At 47.0% G+C, this 23,187-nt stretch carries 19 protein-coding genes and 1 riboswitch; of the genes, 5 read left to right on the top strand and 14 right to left on the bottom strand.

Going from position 1 to position 23,187, the window contains the following annotated elements; all coding sequences use genetic code 11:
- Positions 1–21 precede the first annotated feature (21 nt).
- From AOT11_RS24000 to AOT11_RS08890, 13 genes are all read right to left on the bottom strand, one after another.
- Complete coding sequence (locus AOT11_RS24000; protein WP_017420054.1) at positions 22–468, bottom strand: prepilin-type N-terminal cleavage/methylation domain-containing protein; 447 nt, start codon at positions 466–468, stop codon at positions 22–24.
- A 33-nt stretch (positions 469–501) separates the two neighbouring features.
- Positions 502–1,080: a prepilin-type N-terminal cleavage/methylation domain-containing protein gene (locus AOT11_RS08945; protein ID WP_011079400.1), complete on the bottom strand. Its 579-nt coding sequence runs from the start codon at positions 1,078–1,080 to the stop codon at positions 502–504.
- A gap of 78 nt (positions 1,081–1,158) precedes the next feature.
- A complete protein-coding gene (locus AOT11_RS08940; RefSeq protein WP_017420055.1) occupies positions 1,159–1,620 on the bottom strand; it encodes a hypothetical protein in 462 nt (153 codons plus the stop codon).
- A 3-nt stretch (positions 1,621–1,623) separates the two neighbouring features.
- A complete protein-coding gene (locus tag AOT11_RS08935; protein WP_017420056.1) occupies positions 1,624–2,844 on the bottom strand; it encodes a type II secretion system F family protein in 1,221 nt (406 codons plus the stop codon).
- 9 nt (positions 2,845–2,853) lie between these two features.
- Positions 2,854–4,578 carry a GspE/PulE family protein gene (locus AOT11_RS08930; RefSeq protein WP_017420057.1) on the bottom strand — a complete coding sequence of 575 codons (1,725 nt, stop codon included), beginning with the start codon at positions 4,576–4,578 and terminating at the stop codon, positions 2,854–2,856.
- Complete coding sequence (locus tag AOT11_RS08925) at positions 4,575–5,696, bottom strand: tetratricopeptide repeat protein (RefSeq protein ID WP_017420058.1); 1,122 nt, start codon at positions 5,694–5,696, stop codon at positions 4,575–4,577. The genes AOT11_RS08930 and AOT11_RS08925 overlap by 4 nt, the downstream gene beginning before the upstream one ends.
- The gene (locus tag AOT11_RS08920; RefSeq protein WP_017420059.1) at positions 5,693–6,541 is read right to left on the bottom strand and encodes an ExeA family protein; all 849 of its coding nucleotides are present in this window, start codon (positions 6,539–6,541) and stop codon (positions 5,693–5,695) included. The genes AOT11_RS08925 and AOT11_RS08920 overlap by 4 nt, the downstream gene beginning before the upstream one ends.
- Before the next feature lie 7 nt (positions 6,542–6,548).
- Entirely contained in the window at positions 6,549–8,195 is a 1,647-nt protein-coding gene (mshL, locus tag AOT11_RS08915) for a pilus (MSHA type) biogenesis protein MshL (RefSeq protein WP_026050229.1), read from the bottom strand.
- A 15-nt stretch (positions 8,196–8,210) separates the two neighbouring features.
- Positions 8,211–8,531, bottom strand: a complete 321-nt coding sequence (locus AOT11_RS08910) for an MSHA biogenesis protein MshK (RefSeq protein WP_011079393.1) — start codon at positions 8,529–8,531, stop codon at positions 8,211–8,213.
- Positions 8,524–9,174 carry a type II secretion system protein GspM gene (gspM, locus tag AOT11_RS08905; RefSeq protein ID WP_017420061.1) on the bottom strand — a complete coding sequence of 217 codons (651 nt, stop codon included), beginning with the start codon at positions 9,172–9,174 and terminating at the stop codon, positions 8,524–8,526. Before gspM ends, AOT11_RS08910 begins: the two co-directional genes overlap by 8 nt.
- Positions 9,171–10,631 (bottom strand): MSHA biogenesis protein MshI, encoded by a 1,461-nt coding sequence (locus tag AOT11_RS08900; protein WP_017420062.1) that lies wholly within the window; start codon positions 10,629–10,631, stop codon positions 9,171–9,173. Before AOT11_RS08900 ends, gspM begins: the two co-directional genes overlap by 4 nt.
- 12 nt (positions 10,632–10,643) lie before the next feature.
- On the bottom strand, positions 10,644–12,641 hold the full coding sequence (gene csrD / locus AOT11_RS08895; protein WP_026050228.1) for an RNase E specificity factor CsrD: 1,998 nt from the start codon (positions 12,639–12,641) through the stop codon (positions 10,644–10,646).
- 152 nt (positions 12,642–12,793) lie between these two features.
- Positions 12,794–13,333, bottom strand: coding sequence for a single-stranded DNA-binding protein (locus AOT11_RS08890; protein ID WP_011079389.1), 540 nt, complete (start codon positions 13,331–13,333; stop codon positions 12,794–12,796).
- A 299-nt stretch (positions 13,334–13,632) separates the two neighbouring features.
- On the opposite strand from AOT11_RS08890, the gene AOT11_RS08885 reads away from it, so the two are divergent.
- From AOT11_RS08885 to AOT11_RS08870, 4 genes are all read left to right on the top strand, one after another.
- Complete coding sequence (locus tag AOT11_RS08885) at positions 13,633–14,280, top strand: response regulator transcription factor (protein WP_017420064.1); 648 nt, start codon at positions 13,633–13,635, stop codon at positions 14,278–14,280.
- Between the two features lie 185 nt (positions 14,281–14,465).
- On the top strand, positions 14,466–15,338 hold the full coding sequence (gene galU / locus AOT11_RS08880; protein ID WP_017420065.1) for a UTP--glucose-1-phosphate uridylyltransferase GalU: 873 nt from the start codon (positions 14,466–14,468) through the stop codon (positions 15,336–15,338).
- A 142-nt stretch (positions 15,339–15,480) separates the two neighbouring features.
- Complete coding sequence (gene uvrA, locus AOT11_RS08875; protein WP_026050227.1) at positions 15,481–18,303, top strand: excinuclease ABC subunit UvrA; 2,823 nt, start codon at positions 15,481–15,483, stop codon at positions 18,301–18,303.
- 66 nt (positions 18,304–18,369) lie between these two features.
- Entirely contained in the window at positions 18,370–20,133 is a 1,764-nt protein-coding gene (locus AOT11_RS08870) for a PglL family O-oligosaccharyltransferase (RefSeq protein ID WP_017420067.1), read from the top strand.
- A gap of 64 nt (positions 20,134–20,197) precedes the next feature.
- Here AOT11_RS08870 and AOT11_RS08865 read toward each other — a convergent pair whose 3' ends face one another.
- Entirely contained in the window at positions 20,198–21,319 is a 1,122-nt protein-coding gene (locus tag AOT11_RS08865) for a pyridoxal-phosphate-dependent aminotransferase family protein (protein WP_017420068.1), read from the bottom strand.
- Between the two features lie 215 nt (positions 21,320–21,534).
- Positions 21,535–21,713, top strand: a riboswitch (Lysine riboswitch).
- Positions 21,714–21,833: 120 nt separating this feature from the next.
- Between AOT11_RS08865 and lysC the strand changes: the two genes are divergently transcribed.
- The gene (gene lysC / locus AOT11_RS08860; RefSeq protein ID WP_017420069.1) at positions 21,834–23,183 is read left to right on the top strand and encodes a lysine-sensitive aspartokinase 3; all 1,350 of its coding nucleotides are present in this window, start codon (positions 21,834–21,836) and stop codon (positions 23,181–23,183) included.
- Positions 23,184–23,187: the final 4 nt, after the last annotated feature.

Here is a 23,187-nt window from a genome sequence, read left to right as displayed (position 1 = left end):
CTGGCCTTTTATTTCGATAACTTAGTTACAATTAACTAAAGAAATTGTAGGCTCACCAGCACTGCTTGCTGGTGCTTGGTAAGTTACATGACAGTCTGCATTAGACGCAGTAAAACCATAACCAATGCCATTAGTTGCACCACTCACCAATGTCCAATCTGTAGCCAAACCAGAAACTACAGCAGAAAGTGCTGCTGATGTTTGCGCAGGGTAGCCAAATGTTGTAGCAATAACAGTGCCATCAACGGTCACAGATGATGTTTGAGCATTTTCAGTTCCGTTAATCGCCGATTTACCATAAACAATACCAGCAGCGCCAGCAATGGCACCTTTAAGTCCTTCCGCAGCTGCTGAACGCGCATCATCCTGCAGATTTAGAAAACGCGGAGCCGCAGTTACTGCCAAAATACCTAGAATTACAATCACCACAACTAACTCAATCAGGGTGAAACCGCCTTGTCTTTTCATAGTGTTCTCTCTCTATGTTTAAATCGCGCAGGGTTACTGCAAAGTTACGGTCACACGACCATTTTTCGCTTCATATTCAAACTGATGCTTAGTGTTGCCGTCAAGTTGAATATAAGTACATTTAGCATTTGCTGAGTCAGCCGATGCGGAATATTTGAAGCCGTTATCACTTGTGGTGCCTGAGCCTTCAATACCAACCTTTGGTGGGTTTTGTAGAAGGTTCTCCATTAAGTCTACACACATTTGGCCAGTTAGCGCTGCTGGATAGCTCGCAAAGTTGCCCGCCAAGCCCCAAGGATAACCATCTCGGAAGCCCGTATCGGCATTCGAAGCGTCTTTAGAACGCGTTAACCAAAAATCGACACCATCGTAGTTGACGGTATTTTGCTCTTGGCTATTGATGTTTCTTGACGGACGAGCTTCGGCTTCCCACTGCGCGCGCGCAGATAAAACCCCCGTCGCAAATCCACCTGCAACACCTTCAATACTGGCTTTCTTCGCAGCGTCAGTGACATCCAAGAATCGTGGTAGCGCTGCAACTGCCAATAAACCGACAACCACAATCACCACAACCAATTCAACCAAAGAAAAACCGTTTTGATTTTGTTTCATACTCAACCTTTCACTTATAGGTTTTCGGCTATTATACCTATCTTTGAATATCAAAATAGACTAATGCGTCAAAAAATATCATTCTGCCATATTTTCGACACTAATTTTCAATATCTTATGTTGCTGACTTACCACAATCAATAAGCCATTCTGGTAGTTAAATTGACATTGATAGGCTTCATTTATCTTACTTTCGCTTACATTGGTTAAATGAGATTCCAAAATACGACGTTCTGGAGAGTGAAAGTCTAACCATCTCTGACAATCTGGCTGCCCATTTTCACTAATTAAGGGCACCCACCCATAAGTAGAAAGAGGAATGGCTTGTCCATCCATCTCTATCTGCTTAGGTTTTCCCTGCAAGAGCCATTCCTGCTTATACAGGTTTGCTCGCTCTAACATTCTCTTGACTGAGACTTGGGCTGCCGTTTTAGATGCCTCCGATTCAACCGGTCGCCACCACTGCACAAATACCGCCATCATCACCAATACTAATGCCAACCAAAGCACTAGGCTGGCACGATGACTATCCCGAATCACACGCTAACCTTTGATAACATCGAGCATTCCCCACATTGGTAGGAATATACCCAGCGCCAACACCAATACCATGCCCGCCACGATCACCAATAGAATCGGTTCAATGCGAGCCGTAAGGGTTTTCAGATCATAATCCACTTCTCGATCATAGAAATCCGCTACTTCCATCAAGAGCTCGTCAATACGACCCGTCTCTTCCCCAACGGAAATCATCTGAATCACCAAAGGGGTAAAAATACCGCTGTTTATCGCCGTAACAGAGACTTGGCTACCCGCTTCAATGTCGGCTTTCATTTTAAGGATCTTCAGCTCTAAGTAACGGTTGCCCATCGCTTCTGCCGACAATGCCAGTGACTGATTCAGTGGCACGCCCGCTTTGAGCATCAGCGCAAACGTGCGTGAAAAACGCGACAGCTGAGCACGGTTGACCACCCCGCCAACCACGGGGAACTTTAATCGCCATTTATCCCAACGCTCTCGGCCATCCGCCGTCGCGACCCAGGCTTTGAAGCCAAAGATAAGCCCTACGATGAATCCCGCCAACAGCATCCAGTAGTTAACAAAAAATTCTGACATGCCAATCAGAATTCTCGTTGGCAATGGCAAATCCACCCCAAATCGACTGAACATCGACGCAAACTGTGGGATCACTTTGACGTTGAGGATAAACATCGCCACCACAATAAAGCTGATCACAAAAGTTGGGTAACGCATGGCGGTTTTAATTCGCTTACGCGTTTCCAGCTCTTGCTCGTAATAATTGGCTAGTTGCAATAAAGCCTGATCCAGTCGACCCGTATTTTCCCCAACATGAATCATTGAGACGAATAAAGGGCTAAACACTTTTGAGTGTAACTGCATGGACGCCGATAAACTGCGACCATTGGTCAATTCCGCCACGACCTCTTCAAGGGCAGCCTTAAGTTGCTTATTCTCACAATTTTGCACCAAACCACGCATCGAACGCAGTAATGGCACCCCTGCTTTGGTCAAGCTGTACAACTGGCGACAAAAGAGCACCAAGATCTCCAATGGCACCGCTGGAGCGAATAACGCATTGAGATCAAAATCGAGCCCAGCCCCCGTTTTACCTTGAGTTATCGATACTGGGATGATCCCCCGGTTCATCAGTTGCTCAGCAGCCGCTTCTGAGGTCACCGCATCGATTTGTCCATTGGCTTTGTTGCCATCAAGCGTTCTGCCTTGGTAATGAAAGGTTGCCATGGTTTAACCTTACATAATGATCGCTTCAGCAACCCCAGAGGAGTCACCTTCGCCTAAATTCATCACTTCTTCTAAGCTCACTACGCCTTGTAGCGCCAGCTCCATTGCCGACGCTAACAGAGGTTTATAGCCAGGAGAACGACGCGCAGCATGCGCAAACTCGACGGCATCATTGGCGCGCAACGCGTCCATCATTCCATGTTCAAGTTCCAGCATTTCAAACACACCAATACGGCCGCGATAACCTGTTAAGTTACAGTTTTGACAACCGCGCCCTTTCACAAAGCCTGCTTCCACTTGATTCGGGAATCGCTGTGCCAACCACGCTTTACGTGACTCGCCAACGTGATCTTCTGTTTTGCAATCCGGACAGACACGGCGCACCAATCGCTGCGCGACCACAGCACGTACAGCACTCGCGACCAGATAACCCGGAGCACCCATATCAATCATACGAAGCGCACTGTCTACGGCGTCATTGGTGTGTAAGGTACTCAATACCAAGTGACCGGTCAGCGCCGCTCGCAGGCCAATTTCAACCGTTTCATGGTCACGCATCTCACCAATCAAAATGATATCGGGATCCTGACGGAGGAACGTTCTTAACACGGTGGAGAAATCAAGGTTGATCTTTGGATTGATCTGCACTTGGTTGACGCGTGACAAACGATATTCGACCGGATCTTCCGCCGTGATGATCTTCTTGCCCGGTTGGTTGAGTTCTGTTAGAGCACCATACAGCGTAGTGGTTTTACCAGAACCCGTAGGGCCAGTTACGAGGATCATGCCGTGCGGACGTTTCAACTGTCGGCGTAGGCGCACTAAAAGATCGTCCGGCAAACCTGAGTCTTCTAATTTTCTGACTCCGGAAGATTGATTGAGCAAACGCATCACCACCGATTCACCATACTGAACTGGCATGGTCGACATACGGATATCCACCGACTGACCTTTGGAGCGGATGTTAAAACGGCCATCTTGCGGCAGACGTTTTTCGGAAATATCCAAGTTGGCCATGAGTTTTAATCTCAGTACCAATGCTGGCGCGATGTTGACTTCATTTAGCAAGGTTTCGTGTAGCACGCCATCAATACGCTGGCGCAAACGCAATACATTGGCATCCGGTTCGATATGGATATCCGATGCCCCCACCTGGATGGCGTCTTCAAACATCGAGTTGATGAGCTTAACGACGGTCACCTCATCACTGTCGTCATCTTCAATATTGAAATCAAATGCGTCGTTGACTTGGTGTTCCGCTTGCAACTGCTCCGCAAAGTTGGCGATCTCTTTGGTACGGCGATAATAGCGATCAAAGCCTTCCACCAGCTGCCTTTCTGGCGCGATAACAAACTCAATGCCATATTGTCCTAGCTGACCGATCAACGCTTCTTGTGCAAAAAGGTCGGCAGGATCACTCATCGCAATGCGCAGCGTGTCGCCGTTACGGCCTATCACCAATGCACGTAAACGACGAGCATGCACTTCTGGTAGCAACTGCACTGCATCGATATCGACCGTAGCTCGATTTAAGTCAATTAAAGGCAGATCAAGTTGCTGAGACAAAAACGCCAGCATCTGTTGCTCAGACAAAAAACCTAAATCAATCAGCGTATCGCCAAGCTTACGCCCACCACTTCTTTGTGCGCCGAGTGCTTGATCAAGTTGCGCTTCATTGATAATGCCTTCCTCAACAAGAAGATCACCAAGTCGCTTTCTTAATCTTACTTTCATTGTGCACTCTCCAAATTTTGTAACAGCGCGAGTCTATCTTTGATAAAACGTTGTGATTGATTGGATATTCCAACTTTACTCAATGCGGCTTGATAAGACACTTGCGCCGATTTGAAATCCAATGCCCGCTCTTGTTGAATCGCCAATCCCAGCCACCAGCGTGCATTTTCGCTGTCCATTTGGCTTAGGCGCTGATAGCTCTCTAATGCAATGTCATCTTTCTTAATTTTTTGTGCTAACGCGGCGCGCATCGCGAGATATTCTTTCCCAGAATCATCGTAAAGTGCCACCAATGGGGTTAGTGCAGCTTCGTTTTGATTGGCTTTGATCAGCATTTTGCTTAATGCAATGCGTAAGGTTTCCCCCTCTGGATTGAGAGCAATCCCAGCCTGAAGCAATTCATACGCTTTGCGGCTGTCTCCTTTACCAAAATAGAGTGCCGCTAATTTCTGTCTCACCACTTCGTTGTTGGGTGTATGGCGCAGAGCGTCGCTGTAGGCAGACAAAGCATTTTGCAAGTTATTGGCATCCAGCGCTTTTTCCGCTCGACCAATGGCTTTTTCGGCTAGCTGTTCTTGGGTTAACTCAACTTGTTCAACCAACATGCTGTTTTCCACAGCAGGCGCATTCTGCACCGCGGGGGCTTGAGCCTTCTCTTGGCTTTGTGCTGCGTGAGAAACCGACTGATTTTCCGTAGCCGATGGTTTCGTAACGGCTTTTGCTACCAGCGTTGTTTCCGACTTGCTTGGCGCTGTTGCAGGTTTTACTGAAGAGGGAGCGACTGATGTTGCCTTCTCCACTCGCGCAGTCGTGACAATGTTCGGCTGAGAAACAGTGACACTTTGCGCGCCCTCGGATGGTGTTTTTTGTGTCGGAGAGCGTAAGGTTTCTTCGGCAACCGTAACAACCGTCGTAGTCACAGGCTCAGAGTAATTTTGGCTACCAGGCGCGGATTGTGTGATTGCCCAGCCCCCAACGGCTAAGCTCAAACCGAATCCAGTGGCAATCCATACAATCGGTTTCACCGAGGTCACTTTTGGCAGCTCCGCTCTTTGCAATTGAGCAGGTTGCGACTTTTGACTTGCCAATTCAGCAAGCGCTTTGTTTATTTCGCTCAAGATGCTCTCCATCCCCACAGTACCGGGGTTTTAAACAAAGGTTTACACGCATCATAAGTGTCATGAATCGCGGTAAATAAATGTTGATTAGTGACATTTTTCTGTTGTTGCATATAGGCCAACAAAAACGCCTTATGGCACAACTGGTTGATTAAACGAGGAATGCCACCGGCCCCGCGCCAAAGTGCTTTTTTTTGCTCTGTGGTGAGGTATTGCTGATCACCATCTCCCGCCTTCGCTAGGCGACTATCGATAAAGGCAACGCCTTCTTCAATCGTCAGTGGCCGTAGTTGGCAGCTAAACGTTATACGCTGACGAAATTGCCTTAACTCATGCTGGGCGATACGTTCATCGAGCTCAGGCTGACCAAACAGCACTATCTGTAACAATTTCTCTTGCTCGGTTTCTAAGTTGCCAAACAGACGCAATGCTTCCATCGCTTCGAGCGGTAATGCTTGAGCTTCATCCACTAACAACACAGTACGCATACCACGCTGGCGCATGCCTATCAAACGGTCTTGGATCTGTGGTACCAAACTCACACTGTCATAGGTTTTTAGCCCCATTTCGCGCGCAATAGCCATTTGCATTTCATGGCCACTCAACACGGGATTCGGCAGATAAACCAAGTTCACCTTATCACTGAGTTGATCAATCAACATGCGGCATACCATGGTTTTACCTGTGCCCACTTCCCCAGTCACTTTGACGATCCCCTCTCCCATGTCCAGCGCCGCCATGACGGTTTGAATCGCTTCAAAGTGCGGTGCTAACCCCAAAAACAACTCGGTGTTTGGGGTTTGCGAAAAAGGCTGAGTGTGAAAACCAAAGTGCTGCAAATACATGGTTAAACTACTGCTGATCAGGGAACCATTCTTGAAGCAGATCCCTTGAACGCTCTAACTCTTTCTGCCAAGTATTCACACCCACTACCGTTGGCTTAAGCAAAATAACCAGTTCCGTTTTTTGCGTTAAGTTCGATGTATTGCGGAACAGGTGGCCCAAGGCTGGAATATCACCCAAAAATGGTACTTTAGACACACGTTCAATCGTGTTCGATTTCATCAAACCACCAATAACCACCACGTCACCATCACGAGCACGAATCACCGAATCAGATTCACGAATTGAACTTTTGGCTAAGGGAAGAGTGACGTTTTGGAAGTCGCCCCCCAGATTCAATTGTTTGGTTTCTTCTTCCACTTCAATCACCGCAGGGTGTACATGCAAGAACACATTGCCCTTATCGTCAATTTGTGGCGTCACATCGAGAGAAATACCCGAGAAAAATGGCGTGAGCGTCACTTCAGGGACGGCATTGGAGTTTTCACCATTGCCTGCATTACTCGAAAGTGCAGTGACGTAATACTGATCGTTACCCACTTTGATGACCGCTTTCTGGTTGTTCGATGCGGTAACACGCGGGCTAGAAAGCACGTTCAAGTCACCTTGAGTAGACATGAAACTTAATACCGCTTCAAAGCTACCATCAGAGATCGTTACATTGGTTTGCCCACCGAGCAGTGAACCAATGGCATCTAAGCCAGGTAATACGGTAGAGCCCGGTCTGTTCACTACGATGCTGCCAGAATTACCAATCGACGCCGAGATGTTCGACCAATTGATCCCCTGTTGATAGCCGTCACTCAGGGTGACTTCAAGAATTTTGGCTTCAAGAATGACTTGGCGCTGCATGCGTTCTTGAGAAATACCGAGGAATTGCCTTACTTCGCGAATCTCATCTGGGAAAGCACGAACAGTAATCACCCCAGCTTGAGGTGTCACGACGACACTTTGTCCTTTACCAGAACCAATTAAGCCCGCCACCGCTTGTTGCAATAACGGCCAGAAATCACTTTCCGTAATGGTTTCAATGCGGGTGCCACCACTGGCTGTGGTTGTGTTGTCTCCGCTGTTATTGGAGTTGTTCGAACTGTTATTGGAATTAGAATCAGAATCACCGCCGGAGCTGGTAGAGCCCGTCGAGGTCACAGAGCCGGTCACGATACTGGTTAAAGAGCGACCAGAACGTTGAAACTGGATATAATCGACCGGGATGGTCACGGTGCGTAAACCCGCAGGATAAACTTGAATAACCTTGCCCGTTTTAATCACATCGTAGCCATACATATCTTGTACGATCAATAAGATATCATCGAGCGTCACATCGCTGACATTCAGCGTGATACGCCCTGTTACATCGGGATGAACTGCGACACTGAATTCCGTGCCTTTAATCAGGGAGGTGAAAAACTGCCTAGCTTCAACCCCACTGGCTTTAATGCGAAAACGCTTCACCGTATTGCTGCCTGCCGTATTGGCCGCTTCCAGCTCCGGCATTAAGTCCTCTTCCACAGAAGGTGGCAACTGATCCAGTGCTCGGCTATTTGCCTCATTGATGGACTGGTTTAAGGTCTGTTTGACTTCAACGGGATCTCTGTGCCCCATAGAGCACCCCATTAGCGAGGCAATGATAATTCCAACTACAATCTTGCGCATTTGATTCAAACCTTATTATTCTTTTATATCCAGATTAAAAAGCTCTAATTTCCACAGCTTGGAGCCTCGCTTTAATGTCACCACATCAGAATCAATTTGAGTGACTTTATAACCGCGTATGGTTTCGCCCACACTGACCACATCGTCATTTAAAATCGCGACACACTCTTTCGGTGACTGACATACGATGCTTTGTAACGTCGGTAAGCGATATTGTCTCTGTGCACTTGGCTTGGTTTGAGCGGGCTTCGTCCAACCTAGCGGAGCCGTTGGATCTTGAGTCGCATACGCATTTCCACCAGCGAAACACAGTGATAACAGAAGAAATCTAACCACCAATAAACTCCTGTCTTGTTCCTAACGTATAAACTTCCAACACCACACGAGCTTGAGGATACTCCTCTACTTGGTAGTGGAAGCGTCGCCAATAGTATTTCACTGGCAAATTCTCAAGCTTACTCAAATAGCCTTGAATCGCGAAAAAGTCGCCTGTCATTTCTAATCGTACAGGGTGAACGTAATACCCCGAATACTCAGAATTTTCTGGGTTACCCTCTATTGGCTCTGCACGCAACGACTCCAATGAAATCAACTTAACACCACTACTTTTATCGAGCACCGTCTCCAGCAATTCCGCCATTTGGCTAGGAGAAAGCAGATTGCCAATCACTTCGGACAACTGCATGCCGAGTTCTTGACTTCGCGCCAATAAGCTCTTCATTTCGATGTCAATTTCTCTATTTGGGTCTTTATTGAGCTTAGCCTGAATTACCAGAATGTCGCCTTGTAGCTTCTGATTATGCTGAATGGTGCTACTCAATTGTTCTTTTTTCGCCGCTAACTGCTTCCAAGCAGGCTCAATCACCAAGGTAAACAACAGCAGTACAGTCACCACCAAACCACAGAGCGTAATCAGCCACTTCTCTCGGCTACTTAAGGCAAGAAACTTGTCATTCCAAGCATTCCACTGCTGCTTCATTGGCCTTTACCTTCTGCTTTCGTTTTGAGTTCGAACGTGATGACATCGTCTTCGTTACGTCCGATTTTCACCTTATCAAAGCTGCGACCAACCAGAGGCAGTTCATGCTTAAACTGGTTTACCCAGTTCGGCACCGCATTGGCGCTGATCGCAAGGCCTTTCACGTCTAAATTCGCCCCCACCACACTGATGTCCGTCAGCGAAATGTCATTCCTACCGAGCTTCGCTAACGACAACATCATGCCAGAATACCCTGTTTGCAATGACGTATCGTATTGGCTAATCGCGTTTAACGACGCTTCTTGCGCTCGAACTTTTACTTTTAAACGCTCCACCGCCGCCATTTTTTCTGAAGAAGGTTTATGCTGGTCTAACTTGGCTTGCAGTTGATTATGCTGCTGAGTCAGTTGTTGGGATTCCGCTTGCACACTGGCAAGTTGATTATCGACGGCGCGCTGCTGCCATAACGCGAAGGCGTACACCATCAAGAAAATCGCCGCGATCCCCCCCCAGCCCGCCACTACATTGTTGAGCGTGAACAGCTCTTTTTTAGGCTTAAGGTGCTCAGGATACAGATTGATTTCAGCCATACCGAGCTGCGCTGCACAATCCACAACGATGTTGCCAGAGAGCCTTCCCTCTTCATCTAATACTGATGCATTCGCACTTAAGCGCTCGTTGAGCGCCGAGACAAGTTCTGCGTGATCTTCTTCATCACAGCAAATTTTAAGCTGATTGAGCGAGACGCCTTTAATTTGTGATGACAGATAATCGATGGAACGTTGTAGCTCCAGTGCCAACCCATCAAGCTGCAGGGCACTGGCGGCTTCACCAGTTAATGGAGGAAAAACGGAACGAATGGTTCGTTGGAACATCGGCGTATGTTCAACAAAGGCCCCGAGTTTGAATTGCCCTTTGGCGCTGCGTTGCAGTAGAAGAAAATTGGCCAACTCACCAGCACTGTGCGCCCAAATTTCATCTTCGGGAACAATTGAATGTAACTCGCACTGATTTCGAACAATCAAATCCAGCAGTTTATCCACGATCTTTTTCGACAGAACATACACTTGCAGCTTGTTGCTATTCGGAAGTAAACGTCCGTCAGCGACAATTTCGGTTGGGCGTTCAGAAATAAGATCTTTGACTAGGAAAGGTAAAGCCGACGGCCACTCTTCTCGTGGAATCGCTGGCTTTTCTATTTGAAAAACTTGGTAATGATGGCTGGCCAGTAACACAGTCACCTTTTCACCAGGCGTAAACTGTAACTGCAATACTGTCTCAAGTGCCTTTTCCCAACTCTCATCGATAAGTTCGAAAAGCGCTTGAGACGTGGCACTTTCGCTACTCAACTCGCCTTGAGCGGCAAAGTAGACAGCATCAGGCTGAAGCATGACAAAACGCTGCTCCCCGCCGTTAGCTTGGCCTCTCAATTTTTCGAGCAATGACTTCACATTCATCTGTTTTTCTTCTTATTTTCGACGCCAGCGATTGCGTCTTGCCGTTTTCGTTTGTTTTTCTTCCACAGTAGTCACGACTGGCGGTAACCACTGATTTTCAACGGAGAAATAGCGCCCTTGTCCACCATGTATGCCAAGCTCAACCAACGTTGACCACTCTTGCTTGGTTTCAACGCCAACCGCAATGACTCTCACTTTCGTCCCTGCGCCTGCACCCAGCATACTACGAACAAACAACTGGTTTTCATGGCGTTGTTCTATTTTCTTTGTCAGACTTCGATGTAATTTTAAGTAATCCACACCCAAATCTTTCAAATAATGCGTACTCACAATGGTTCTACCAGCTTGCCCGACCACCAGTTGGCAACCCAAACCCGACAACATTTTTGCTACAGGTCTCATATAATCCAGATGCCTTACTAAGTGACTTTCAACAAACTCAAAACTCAATTTTGTTCGATACTCACTAGGTAACTGTAGCAGTTCGTCTCGGAACCATTTGAAATAATGACGGTTGGCAAACGGCGTGACGTGCAAGTTCAGTGACAATTTGCCAATATTCTCAGAATTCGCACGTAAATGAGCAAACACTTTGCCGATGACCGCTCGATCCATTTGACTCTCAAACCCAACCTGCTTCAAAGCAGACATATAGTGAGAGGCTTTCACAATGCCGTTTTCTGGATCAACAATTCGACATGTTAACTCAGTATGCAACGGATTTAACTGCTGACCGTCTAATAAATAAGACAATTGTCCGAAGACTAGCACATTTTCAGTCGACATAGCTGTCTCAAAAATGGTACGCCACCTCACACTGCCTCTTGTTTCGTCAATATGATTCCACTTCTTAAATCGACTCCAGTTATTATTGCTCTGTAATTGAGCACTTCGCAGTGCGGTTTCCGCTTCATCCATAATTTGGCTGTGTCGTTCCCCCTCCTGATACATAGTGACACCAATGTGACACCAGTTTTCTTTATCCAGTGGGTAAGGAGGATTGAGCTTCTCCAACTGACGAATGCACTGCGACGCCAGATTGGCCACTTCTTTGGCCCCTAAATGGGGGATAAAGAGAGCGAAATCGGACGGGTAATAGCGTGAGAAGACCACTTCAGGAAAACGCTGAACCAAATTGGAAATGAGGCTGCCAACTTCAATAACAAATTCATCGGCCATTTGTTTGTCATTTTCTTCTGACACACTTTTCCAATCCGCAATGCGCATCAATAACACCGCACCTTGCGCTCCACTCTCATGCAGCGCTGATTCCAGTTTATTGTCAAATAGCACCCGATTCGCCGTGCCCGTCAATTTATCCAGAAAAGTTTGGGTACGAATAAACGTATCAAAGCGACTGCGCTCTTGACGTGCATCGCGCAGCTCTTCAATCAGCACGTCTAACGCTTCACTTGCCGTGTATGGCCACTCTCGCTCGTCACCTTTGGCGTATTGCTCTACTCGCCCAGCCAAAATCATGCGTCCGCGCTCTTCCAATAGCTCTGAGCCATATAACTGCTCTTTCAGCCATTTCACACCACGCATTAAACAAAAAATGATCAGGCCAACCGCTAAGGTAATCGACCACAACGCTTGAAACGAATAGCCAAAGCCAACGTAAGGCGGTGTCGCTTTGAACTCGACGCGGTACCCAGGATTGCGCTGCAGCACATAACTTTGTTCATAAAGGCGATTGACATCAATTTGCGGCGAGGTGTCCTTGAAACGGTAGACCACCCCAGTATCAGTAGAAAGCTTCATTTCCACGATATTGGAAGCTTGCAGCATTTTCGGCATCCAACGCTGCATAGAATATGCGGCATCAGGATCTTCCATCTCTTTATCCAACACTTCGACAATACCCGCCAAATAGTGGTTGAGATATTCCTGACCAAGCTTTTTAAATGAGAGAGTGCCACCAATAAAGAGGATAAACATGGCACTGATAACGATCATTGTAACGAAGGCTACAAGTCGAGTACTGAGTTTGAGAGTCGGGGTATACCTCATGAACACCGAATTCCTTTTCCATTCATCATATACCGTTTATTTCTATATACTTGATAAGTGAATGGTTAACAATCTACTCTCAGTAGATGTGAGAAGTGTCATTGAAAAAGCCGCGGGAATCGCGGCTTTCGTCTATATAATTAAGCGACGGCTTAGAACGGAATGTCGTCGTCAAAGTCCATTGGCGGCTCATTGTACTGAGGCTGAGACTGCATTGGCTGTTGTTGCGCTGGAGCCTGTTTTTGGTAAGACGGCTGTGCGGCTGGCTGTTGAGGCTGACCCCAACCACCTTGTTGCTGCTGCGGAGCACCGCCCATCGCTGGAGCGCCACCTTGCTGCTGACGGCCACCCAACATTTGCATAATGCCATTGTAGCCTTGTACAACGACTTCCGTTGAATAACGGTCTTGACCATTTTGGTCTTGCCATTTACGCGTTTGCAGTTGTCCTTCAATGTAGACTTGAGAACCTTTGCGTAGGTATTCACCCGCGACTTCTGCCAGCTTGCCGTATAACGTCACACGGTGCCATTCTGTTTTCTCACGCGGCTCGCCTGTCGCTTTGTCGCGCCAAGTTTCTGAAGTTGCAACGGTGATATTCGCCACCGCACCGCCACTTGGCATGTAACGAATTTCAGGGTCGTTACCTAAGTTCCCTACCAAGATTACTTTGTTAATTCCACGGCTGGCCATGATGTGCTCCGTTTAACTTTCGGTATTAATAAATAGTTAGCGCAATAGAATAGCACGCTTTTAGCTATGGTAAAAATAGTCGCCAAATTGTGTGTTATCCATCACCTCAGACCAAGCTAAAAATTGCAAGATTTAGGAGCGACTAAACGTTTTTTTGCGCTAATAAATCTCTCATTTACTTATCCATATGAAATTATACGCATTTCGCCATTCTTGCAGTAGCCTGTGCGATTTAATGATGCCAACGTTGCACCCGCGCACTCGACTTATTCAATAATTAACCATAAATGGAGGTTGTTATGAGAAAATCTTCTTACGCGCGGAAGCCATTTTTTATCAGTTTGCAAAACGAACAAACTCCTGAGTTCGTTACTGTATTAGCGAAACAGATTCAAATGGAAATCCCTGTGATTACCCCGGCAACGCTCATGCAAGCCGATCCCAATCATCGTAATCGCATCTTATTGATTGATCATCAGCAACATAAGGTGCTGCTGAGAGAGATTAAAAACCTACCGCTAATATGGAAAGGGTTTGAAACGGTCCTGTGTAATGTACCTAACCGATTGACGACTGAGGAACTGATTGGCTTTGGCCAGTGCAAAGCGATCTTCTACCGAGACACAACCATTGCAGACATGACCAAAGGACTAAATTCGGTGATTAATGGTAAGAGCTGGCTGCCACGCGACGTCAGCGCACAACTCATCCACTACTATCGAAATATGGTTTGCTCACACACTTCACCAGTGAATGTGGATCTCACGATGAGAGAAATTCAAGTGCTACGCTGCGTGCAGTCTGGCAAATCAAATTCTCAAATCGCCGAAGATCTTTTCATTAGCGAGTTCACCGTAAAGTCGCATCTCTATCAAACCTTTAGAAAACTTTCCGTGAAGAATCGTGTCCAAGCTGCCGCGTGGGCTGACCAAAATTTGATCTCATAAGTAAGAAGATCGCGAATTTTCCTTTAGAGTGTAACGTATGACAAAATAACAGGTTAGAATCGCCCGTAATGATAACTAACTGTTTATGAAACGACACACCACAAAGGAAATGCTGCGCGCTCGGCTTTAATTTTTACGTGCGTATTGTTTCGGTGAGGAGTTCGATTTGATAAGGACACTATTCAATGATTAAAAAATGCCTTTTCCCTGCCGCTGGCTACGGCACTCGCTTCTTACCTGCGACCAAATCGATGCCAAAAGAAATGATGCCAGTGGTGAACAAACCTCTGATCGAATACGGTGTGGAGGAAGCCATCCAAGCGGGTATGGACGGAATGTGCATTGTGACGGGTCGTGGTAAGCATTCAATCATGGATCACTTCGATAAAAACTACGAACTAGAACATCAGATTAGTGGCACCAACAAAGAAGCCTTATTGGAAGATGTACGAGCTTTGATCGACTCCGCGAACTTTACCTACATTCGCCAACGTGAGATGAAGGGCTTAGGGCACGCCATCTTAACGGGCCGTGAGCTCGTTGGGGATCAGCCTTTTGCCGTGGTGTTAGCCGATGACCTTTGTGTCAATGAAGAACAAGGTGTCTTGGCACAAATGGTCGCGCTGTTTAAGCAGTTCCGTTGTTCCATCGTTGCAGTTCAGGAAGTACCTGAAGATGAAACCCATAAATATGGCGTTATCTCTGGTGAGATGATCAAAGACGATCTCTTCCGCGTAGACAACATGGTGGAGAAGCCAGAACCTGGCACCGCGCCAAGTAATCTTGCGATTATTGGTCGTTACATTCTTACCCCAGATATTTTTGATCTCATTGAGCAAACAGAGCCAGGTAAAGGCGGTGAAATTCAAATCACCGACGCGCTACTCAAACAAGCAAAAGCAGGTTGTGTGCTTGCATACAAGTTTAAAGGTCGTCGTTTTGATTGCGGCAGCGTTGAAGGCTATATCGAAGCAACCAACTATTGCTACCAAAACCTTTATCTGAAAGATGAAAAGAAATCTGAGCTGGGTAAATTTAGTACGCAAAAAGAGAAGTGATCAACGTCCTCTAAACCGATACGTAAGGCGCTTTGGATAAAGCGCCTTATTTTTAACTGTTTTTTTATCCAGTATTTTATTGCACATTTCTCACACTATGTAATACTTGCTCAACTTGTTGGTATTACACAGAGCATCAAAGATGGACAAGATAGAAGTTCGCGGAGCACGTACCCATAATCTCAAAAATGTTAATCTCACTATCCCACGAGATAAGTTGATCGTCATTACTGGCTTATCGGGTTCAGGGAAATCTTCTTTGGCCTTTGATACCCTTTACGCTGAAGGTCAACGACGTTATGTAGAATCCCTGTCAGCCTACGCTCGCCAGTTTCTCTCTTTGATGGAAAAGCCCGATGTTGACCACATTGAAGGCCTCTCGCCAGCAATTTCTATCGAGCAGAAATCCACCTCACACAACCCGCGTTCAACCGTAGGGACCATCACAGAAGTGTATGACTACCTTCGCCTACTGTATGCCCGCGTTGGTGAGCCTCGCTGTCCTGAACATCAAGTCCCTTTAGCCGCTCAAACCATTAGTCAAATGGTCGACAAAGTTCTGGAGCTGCCTGAAGGTGCCAAAATGATGTTGCTCGCCCCCATAGTAAAAGAGCGCAAAGGCGAACACGTTAAAACATTAGAGAACCTTGCTGCTCAAGGTTTTATCCGTGCTCGTATTGACGGAGAGACCTGTGACCTCACCGATCCACCAACGCTAGAGTTACACAAAAAGCACACCATTGAAGTGGTGGTTGACCGCTTTAAAGTGCGTAGCGATTTACAACAAAGACTCGCAGAATCCTTTGAAACGGCACTGGAACTCTCAGGCGGCATCGCTGTGATTGCCCCTATGGAGGGTGACGGTGAAGAGAGCGTTTTTTCCGCCAACTTTGCGTGTCCCCACTGTGGTTATAGTATGCAAGAGCTTGAGCCACGTTTGTTTTCGTTCAATAACCCAGCCGGTGCATGTGGTACTTGTGATGGCCTCGGGGTACAACAATATTTTGATCCTGACCGAGTGATTCAAGATGCCAATTTAAGTCTTGCGCAAGGGGCGATTCGTGGTTGGGATCAGAAAAACTATTACTATTTCCAAATGCTCACATCGCTGGCTGAGCATTACGATTTCGATTTACATGTCCCTTTTAACTCGCTTTCAAAACGCATCCAAGAAGTGATCTTAAAAGGCTCAGGGCGCACTGAAATCGAATTTAAGTACATCAACGATCGAGGCGACATTCGTCTAAAACGTCATCCATTTGAAGGCATTCTCAATACACTCGAACGCCGTTATCGCGACACAGAATCTAACTCGGTACGAGAGGAGTTGGTAAAATATATCTCCACCAAACCTTGCGCCAGTTGTGGCGGAACACGTCTGCGCCTAGAAGCTCGCAATGTGTTTATTAATGACACGACATTGCCGCAAATCGTCGAGTTGAGTATCGCTGATGCATTGACCTTTTTCGCCACCTTAAAGCTTGACGGGCAGCGAGCTCAAATTGCTGAGAAGGTCATGAAAGAGATCAACGATCGACTGCAGTTTTTAGTCAATGTTGGCCTCAATTATTTGAACTTGTCTCGCAGCGCTGAAACCTTGTCTGGTGGCGAAGCACAGCGTATTCGTCTAGCTAGTCAGATCGGTGCCGGTTTGGTTGGGGTGATGTATGTGCTCGATGAACCATCAATAGGCCTTCACCAGCGTGACAATGAGCGCTTACTCAAAACACTGACGCACTTACGCGATCTCGGCAATACCGTATTAGTCGTAGAGCATGATGAAGATGCGATTCGTTGTGCCGACCATGTGATTGACATTGGCCCTGGCGCTGGCGTACATGGTGGCCAAGTGGTTGCCGAAGGAACAATGGCCGAGATTCTCGCCAATCCAGATTCCTTGACCGGACAATACTTAAGCGGTGCCAAGCAGATTATTGTGCCGACCCAACGCACACCAAGAGATAAGAACAAAACGGTTGAACTCATTGGAGCCAGTGGCAACAACCTTAAAGACGTCAATCTTTCAGTGCCTGTCGGGCTATTCAGTTGTATCACCGGGGTTTCTGGTTCAGGTAAATCAACACTGATTAACGACACCTTCTTCAAAATTGCGCATACTCAACTCAATGGGGCAACCACTGCTCAACCAGCGCCTTATAAGTCTATTAAAGGCTTAGAGCACTTCGATAAAGTCATCGATATCGACCAGAGCCCGATAGGTCGCACACCGCGTTCGAATCCAGCGACCTATACGGGGATTTTCACTCCGATTCGAGAGTTGTTCTCCGGCACCCAAGAGTCTCGTTCACGTGGCTATAAACCTGGGCGTTTCAGCTTTAACGTTCGTGGTGGCCGCTGTGAAGCTTGCCAAGGTGATGGTGTTATCAAGGTTGAAATGCATTTCCTACCCGATGTGTACGTGCCTTGTGATGTGTGTAAGGGCAAGCGCTACAACCGAGAAACGTTAGAAGTCCACTATAAAGGGAAGAGCATTGATGAAGTTCTGGAAATGACGGTGGAAGATGCTCGAGACTTTTTCGACCCAGTTCCCGTCATTGCGCGCAAGTTGCAAACCTTAATGGATGTTGGTCTTTCTTATATCCGTTTAGGTCAAGCGGCCACCACCCTCTCTGGCGGTGAAGCACAACGGGTGAAACTGGCCCGTGAGTTGTCCAAACGCGATACGGGAAAAACCCTTTATATTTTGGATGAACCAACGACGGGCCTACACTTCCACGATATCCAGCAACTTTTGACCGTATTGCATCGCTTGCGCGATCATGGCAACACCGTTGTCGTGATTGAGCATAATTTAGATGTGATCAAAACGGCCGACTGGATCATCGACTTAGGTCCAGAAGGCGGCCAAGGTGGAGGGGAAATCATTGCTCAAGGAACACCTGAAGATGTGGCGCAGATCGAAGGTTCGCATACCGCACGCTTCCTTAAGCCTATGTTGAAATAGAAAAAACAGGTAAAGTGATGAAACCAGCGTAAAGCTGGTTTCTTTTTTCAGATTAAGATTCACGTTATGGCAACGATACACGTAAGCGGTACGCAATTAGCAGAACCTAAGGCACAAGTGCCTCTCAACAAAAAGTTTTTACTGGCACTGGCGATCCTCTTTCTCGTCGCTATGCATTTCTTTATGCCCAATCCTGGAGGCGCAGGGCTTGCGCTCTCTTTCAACCCAACCACTTGGATTGCGTTCTCCTTTGTCTTTGCTCTGGGTTGCTACCAACTTGCTAGTCAGCAATCTTTACGTTATTCCAAACTGACCATTGGCCTATTTGTCAGTTGTCTCATTCTGACCGTGCCACTTTTTTATGCCAACAGTCACTACATGCAGTCAGTGGGTCGCTTAGTTGGTCTCTGGGCTGGCTTTGGCTTCTTTGTGTTGCTGCAACAATTCAGCTTTAGTAATAAACACAAACAACGCTTGTTATGGCTCATCGTATTGGCAGTCGTGGTCGAGTCCTTCATCGGCTATTACCAGTTCCTTTGGCTCAAACCCGGTAATTGGATGGGGTATGACACGCTGTCAAATCGACCCTATGGTATATTCCAGCAGCCCAATGTGATGGCAAGCTTTCTTGCAACAGGGTTAATTATTTCTGGCTACCTACTAGCGAGACAACCACACAAATACAATAAGCATCTGAGCGAAATCACTTTACTCTATTTGCTTCCACTGCTCACAGTCCCTTTGATCGTGGTGTTAGCCTCTCGTACCGGTTGGCTAGCCGCCATGATTGCCACTCTTTTGCTGCTGCCCTATCTCTACCGATTTGGTACTAAAATTCGTTTTTGGGGTTGGCTGGGGTCAATTATTCTGGGGTTAAGCTTATCCGGTGCACTACTTCACAGCACCGAGAGCAATTTGGCGGGGCAGAAAACCAACTTAGAATCAGCAAGAGCCTATACCTTCCCGCAAGCACTCGATATGCTGATAGAGAAGCCCTTCACTGGTTACGGTTACGGCAATTTTGAGTCTGCCTACACCTTGTACACGGCAAGGCAGCACTTGCTCAACAAGCAATATCCACCAGCACTTCCAGCGATGGATCATCCACATAACGAGCTGCTCTATTGGGGCGTAGAAGGCGGGCTGGTTCCGCTATTGGGGATTTTTCTCGCCGCCATTTTGGTATTGAACCGAATCTACAGTGCCAAGAAAGGCACGCGTTTGGCCATGTTTGCCTTGTTTGTGCCGATCGTACTTCACAGTCAACTGGAGTACCCTTTTTATCACTCCGCGGCACACTGGCTGATCTTCATCATGCTCATCTATTGGGTTGATCAACGTGTAGCGAAAGTCAAAAGCGTAAGTTTTTCTCGCATCAGTAAAACGGCGTTACGAGTCGCCAGTTTAGTGGTGCCGATACTGACCACTTTCTACATGCTGAGCGCCCTGCATACTAACTACGTGCTGACCAAGTTTGAAACCACTCGCCCGGTTAATCCAGAGCTCTTACAACGCGTCACCAACCCCGTAGTGTGGAAAGATCGCTTCGACTGGGATGTCTACAGCACCTACCTCAATATTGGTTTAGCAACACAGGACGCTAAGCTGATTCAACCTTATATCGATTGGTCCCTTGAGATCATTAAGACCAAGCCAAGACCTGCGTTTTATTCCAATTTGATCTTAGCCTACCAAGGGCTTGACGATTTGAGTAAGGCAGAACAAGTAAAGGCGGAAGCTGAGTTCCTCTTCCCTAAAAACGACTTTAGCAACATTCACTATCAACCACCGTCGGCGGCATTGTCTAACTCCGTTTCATCCAGTCAGTAATTTGTCGTGTAATAAAAAAGCGAAGCTCACCAGCTTCGCTTTTTTATTGTTCATTGACCAAAGACTATTGAGTGAGCGACTCTTCAAGCGTTCTTAAACATAACGCGACATTTTCCTCTCTCGCACCGTAACCCATCAAGCCTATACGCCACGCTTTACCAGCGAGCGCTCCCAGACCAGCGCCAATTTCCAAGTTATAAGTTTCAAGCAAATGGCTACGCACTTTCGCTTCATCGATACCTTCAGGCACATAGATCGCGTTTAATTGAGGCAAACGGTACTCTTCATCCACCACAAATTGGAAACCCAGCTTTTCGAGACCTGCTTTCAGCTTGTTGTGCATTTCTTCATGCCGTGCCCAAGCGTTCTCCAAGCCTTCATTTTTCAGCATCAACAACGCTTCGTGCAGTGAATACAAGCTATTAACGGGGGCAGTATGATGATAACTGCGTTTTCCTTCCCCACTCCAATACCCTAACACTAAGCTTTGGTCTAAGAACCAGCTTTGCACGGGTGTTTTGCGTGATTGAATTTTCTCAATGGCGGCAGAAGAAAACGTCACAGGAGCAAGACCAGGGACACAAGACAGACATTTTTGACTACCGGAATACACAGCATCAAGTTGCCATTCATCGACTTTAAGCGGGATACCTCCCAGCGAAGTGACCGTATCAACAATCGTCAGCACACCATATTGTTTTGCTAATTTCCCCAATGTCTCCGCATCACTTCTTGCGCCTGTCGATGTTTCTGCATGAACAAAAGCCAAAATTTTGCTATCCGGATGTTGCGTTAAGGCCTGCTCGACCTTCTCAACCGAGACTGGCGTTCCCCATTCATCATCCACTAATACCGCCTCTCCGCCAGCACGAATGACATTTTCACGCATGCGCTCACCAAACACCCCATTGCGGCAGACGATGACTTTATCTCCCGGCTCAATCAGGTTCACAAAGCACGCTTCCATTCCCGCACTACCTGGTGCAGAAACTGCAATGGTAAAATCATTCTCAGTTTGAAAGGCGTATTTAAGCAGTTGTTTGAGCTCATCCATCATCTGAATAAACAACGGATCCAAGTGCCCAACCGTTGGGCGGCTTAGTGCTTGTAGTACTTGCGGGGAAATATCAGACGGTCCTGGCCCCATTAAAATACGACGTGGTGGAATAAAGCTTTGAATTGACATACCGGCTCCTTGCTAAGCGTGAAAAAGGTTAACGGACAGCGTAATCGTTTTAATGCAAATTATGTTTCTCCACACTAAAGCAAACGAGCAACGACAGCAATTAGCCGACAGTCTTAGAGGTCAAACCAGTGTCACAAATTTGTTAATAAAAACTTTCAATCAAGATCGAATTAAGCGTTGACATTGGAGTGTGAAAAACGTTCAATGTTTAAGCTTTTTGCAGAAGAGGAGCACTGCCCAGGCAGATGTTTTGTGGAGCCGCAACTCCAACACAGAACATTCAGGGGGAGTAGTGCCGAGGTAGATCAAAATTGCAGGATTTGATCTGTCGGTTGACTTGGGTTGAGTCCCATCAACTGTCATCAGCTCAGCCTGATGAAGAGCTTCTGAGATGGATTTTCTGATTATTCAAACTGACCTCTCTAAACCGCTCTGCCCCTTTCCTCACCAAAACAAACATCGGATGTTGGATTACCAACGGTTAATATTTTTCGGAAGTCGTGGGAGAAATGCCGTGAGCGCATTGAATGTAGCGAAATTTGGTGGAACAAGTGTTGCAAACTTTGAGGCAATGAGTCGTTGCTCGGCCATTATTGAAAACAATCCAGAGACACGCTTAGTCGTAAGCAGTGCATGCACTGGTGTCACTAACCTATTGGTAGAGTTAGCCAATGGTGTTCAATCACAAGAAAGACGCGCTGAACTTCTAGCCCAATTGGCTGAAATTCATGATGCGATTCTCAATCAATTGGAAGATGCCACCGAAGCGGCAGCAGAGGTGTATGCGATTCTTGATACCATTACTAGCCTTGCTGAAGCGGCATCCATTCAAGCCAGCAATAAACTCACCGACCACTTGGTCGCGTGTGGCGAGTTGATGTCGACCCATATTCTGGCCCAGTTGATGCGTGAACGCGGTGTCAATGCAGTGCGATTTGATATTCGAGAGGTGCTACGCACAGACGACAACTTTGGCCGCGCAGAGCCGGACGTGGCGAAGATTGCAGAGCTGGCGCAAGAGAAGCTTTTGCCACTTTGCCGCGATTACGTGGTAGTGACTCAAGGCTTCATCGGATCGGATGAGGAAGGCAATACCACCACCTTAGGTCGTGGTGGTAGTGACTACAGTGCGGCCTTGATAGCTGAAGGGTTGAAAGCAACCGGGTTAGAAATTTGGACTGACGTCCCTGGGATTTACACCACGGATCCGCGCATTGCAGCGAAAGCGGCGCCAATTCCAGAAATCAGCTTTGCAGAAGCGTCTGAAATGGCGAACTTTGGTGCAAAAATCCTGCACCCTTCAACCCTCGTTCCAGCCCTTCGTCACGACATTCCCGTTTTTGTCGGATCGTCAAAAGAGCCAGAAAAAGGCGGTACTTGGATTCGCCACGAAGCTCAGAGTTCACCACTTTTCCGTGCATTAGCGCTGCGCTGCAACCAAACCATGGTGACGTTACGCAGTGCGAAGATGTTCCATGCATACGGCTTTCTTGCCAAAGTGTTTGAAATTCTCGCGAAACACAAAATCTCCGTGGATTTGATCACCACATCAGAAATCAGCGTTTCCCTCACTCTAGACAAAACGGATACTTCTGGTGGTGCACCTGAGCTACCACAAGCCGCTCGTCAAGAACTGGAAGAACTGTGTACGGTCGAAGTTGAACACAATCTGTGTTTGGTGGCATTGATTGGTAACCATATGGAAACCAAGGGTTACGCTAAAGAAGTCTTCAGCACCTTAGGGGATTTCAATTTACGTATGATCTGCTACGGGGCAAGTGATCACAACCTTTGCTTCTTAGTCGATGCTCACGACTCAAAGAGTGTGATCCAAAAACTGCATCAAGATCTTTTTGAGCGCTAAACAT

Origin of the sequence: Vibrio vulnificus NBRC 15645 = ATCC 27562 (assembly GCF_002224265.1) — a bacterium.
Classification (GTDB): Bacteria; Pseudomonadota; Gammaproteobacteria; order Enterobacterales; family Vibrionaceae; genus Vibrio; species Vibrio vulnificus.
The sequence above is the reverse complement of the archived record's forward strand: the minus strand, read 5'-3'. Positions and strand labels throughout refer to the sequence as shown.

Coding starts and splice junctions, on each gene's coding strand:
- AOT11_RS24000 (WP_017420054.1), bottom strand. CDS start 468: ATGAAAAGACAAGGCGGTTTCACCCTGATTGAGTTAGTTGTGGTGATT.
- AOT11_RS08945 (WP_011079400.1), bottom strand. CDS start 1,080: ATGAAACAAAATCAAAACGGTTTTTCTTTGGTTGAATTGGTTGTGGTG.
- AOT11_RS08935 (WP_017420056.1), bottom strand. CDS start 2,844: ATGGCAACCTTTCATTACCAAGGCAGAACGCTTGATGGCAACAAAGCC.
- AOT11_RS08930 (WP_017420057.1), bottom strand. CDS start 4,578: ATGAAAGTAAGATTAAGAAAGCGACTTGGTGATCTTCTTGTTGAGGAA.
- AOT11_RS08920 (WP_017420059.1), bottom strand. CDS start 6,541: ATGTATTTGCAGCACTTTGGTTTTCACACTCAGCCTTTTTCGCAAACC.
- mshL (WP_026050229.1), bottom strand. CDS start 8,195: ATGCGCAAGATTGTAGTTGGAATTATCATTGCCTCGCTAATGGGGTGC.
- gspM (WP_017420061.1), bottom strand. CDS start 9,174: ATGAAGCAGCAGTGGAATGCTTGGAATGACAAGTTTCTTGCCTTAAGT.
- AOT11_RS08900 (WP_017420062.1), bottom strand. CDS start 10,631: ATGAATGTGAAGTCATTGCTCGAAAAATTGAGAGGCCAAGCTAACGGC.
- csrD (WP_026050228.1), bottom strand. CDS start 12,641: ATGAGGTATACCCCGACTCTCAAACTCAGTACTCGACTTGTAGCCTTC.
- AOT11_RS08890 (WP_011079389.1), bottom strand. CDS start 13,333: ATGGCCAGCCGTGGAATTAACAAAGTAATCTTGGTAGGGAACTTAGGT.
- AOT11_RS08885 (WP_017420064.1), top strand. CDS start 13,633: ATGAGAAAATCTTCTTACGCGCGGAAGCCATTTTTTATCAGTTTGCAA.
- galU (WP_017420065.1), top strand. CDS start 14,466: ATGATTAAAAAATGCCTTTTCCCTGCCGCTGGCTACGGCACTCGCTTC.
- uvrA (WP_026050227.1), top strand. CDS start 15,481: ATGGACAAGATAGAAGTTCGCGGAGCACGTACCCATAATCTCAAAAAT.
- AOT11_RS08870 (WP_017420067.1), top strand. CDS start 18,370: ATGGCAACGATACACGTAAGCGGTACGCAATTAGCAGAACCTAAGGCA.
- AOT11_RS08865 (WP_017420068.1), bottom strand. CDS start 21,319: ATGTCAATTCAAAGCTTTATTCCACCACGTCGTATTTTAATGGGGCCA.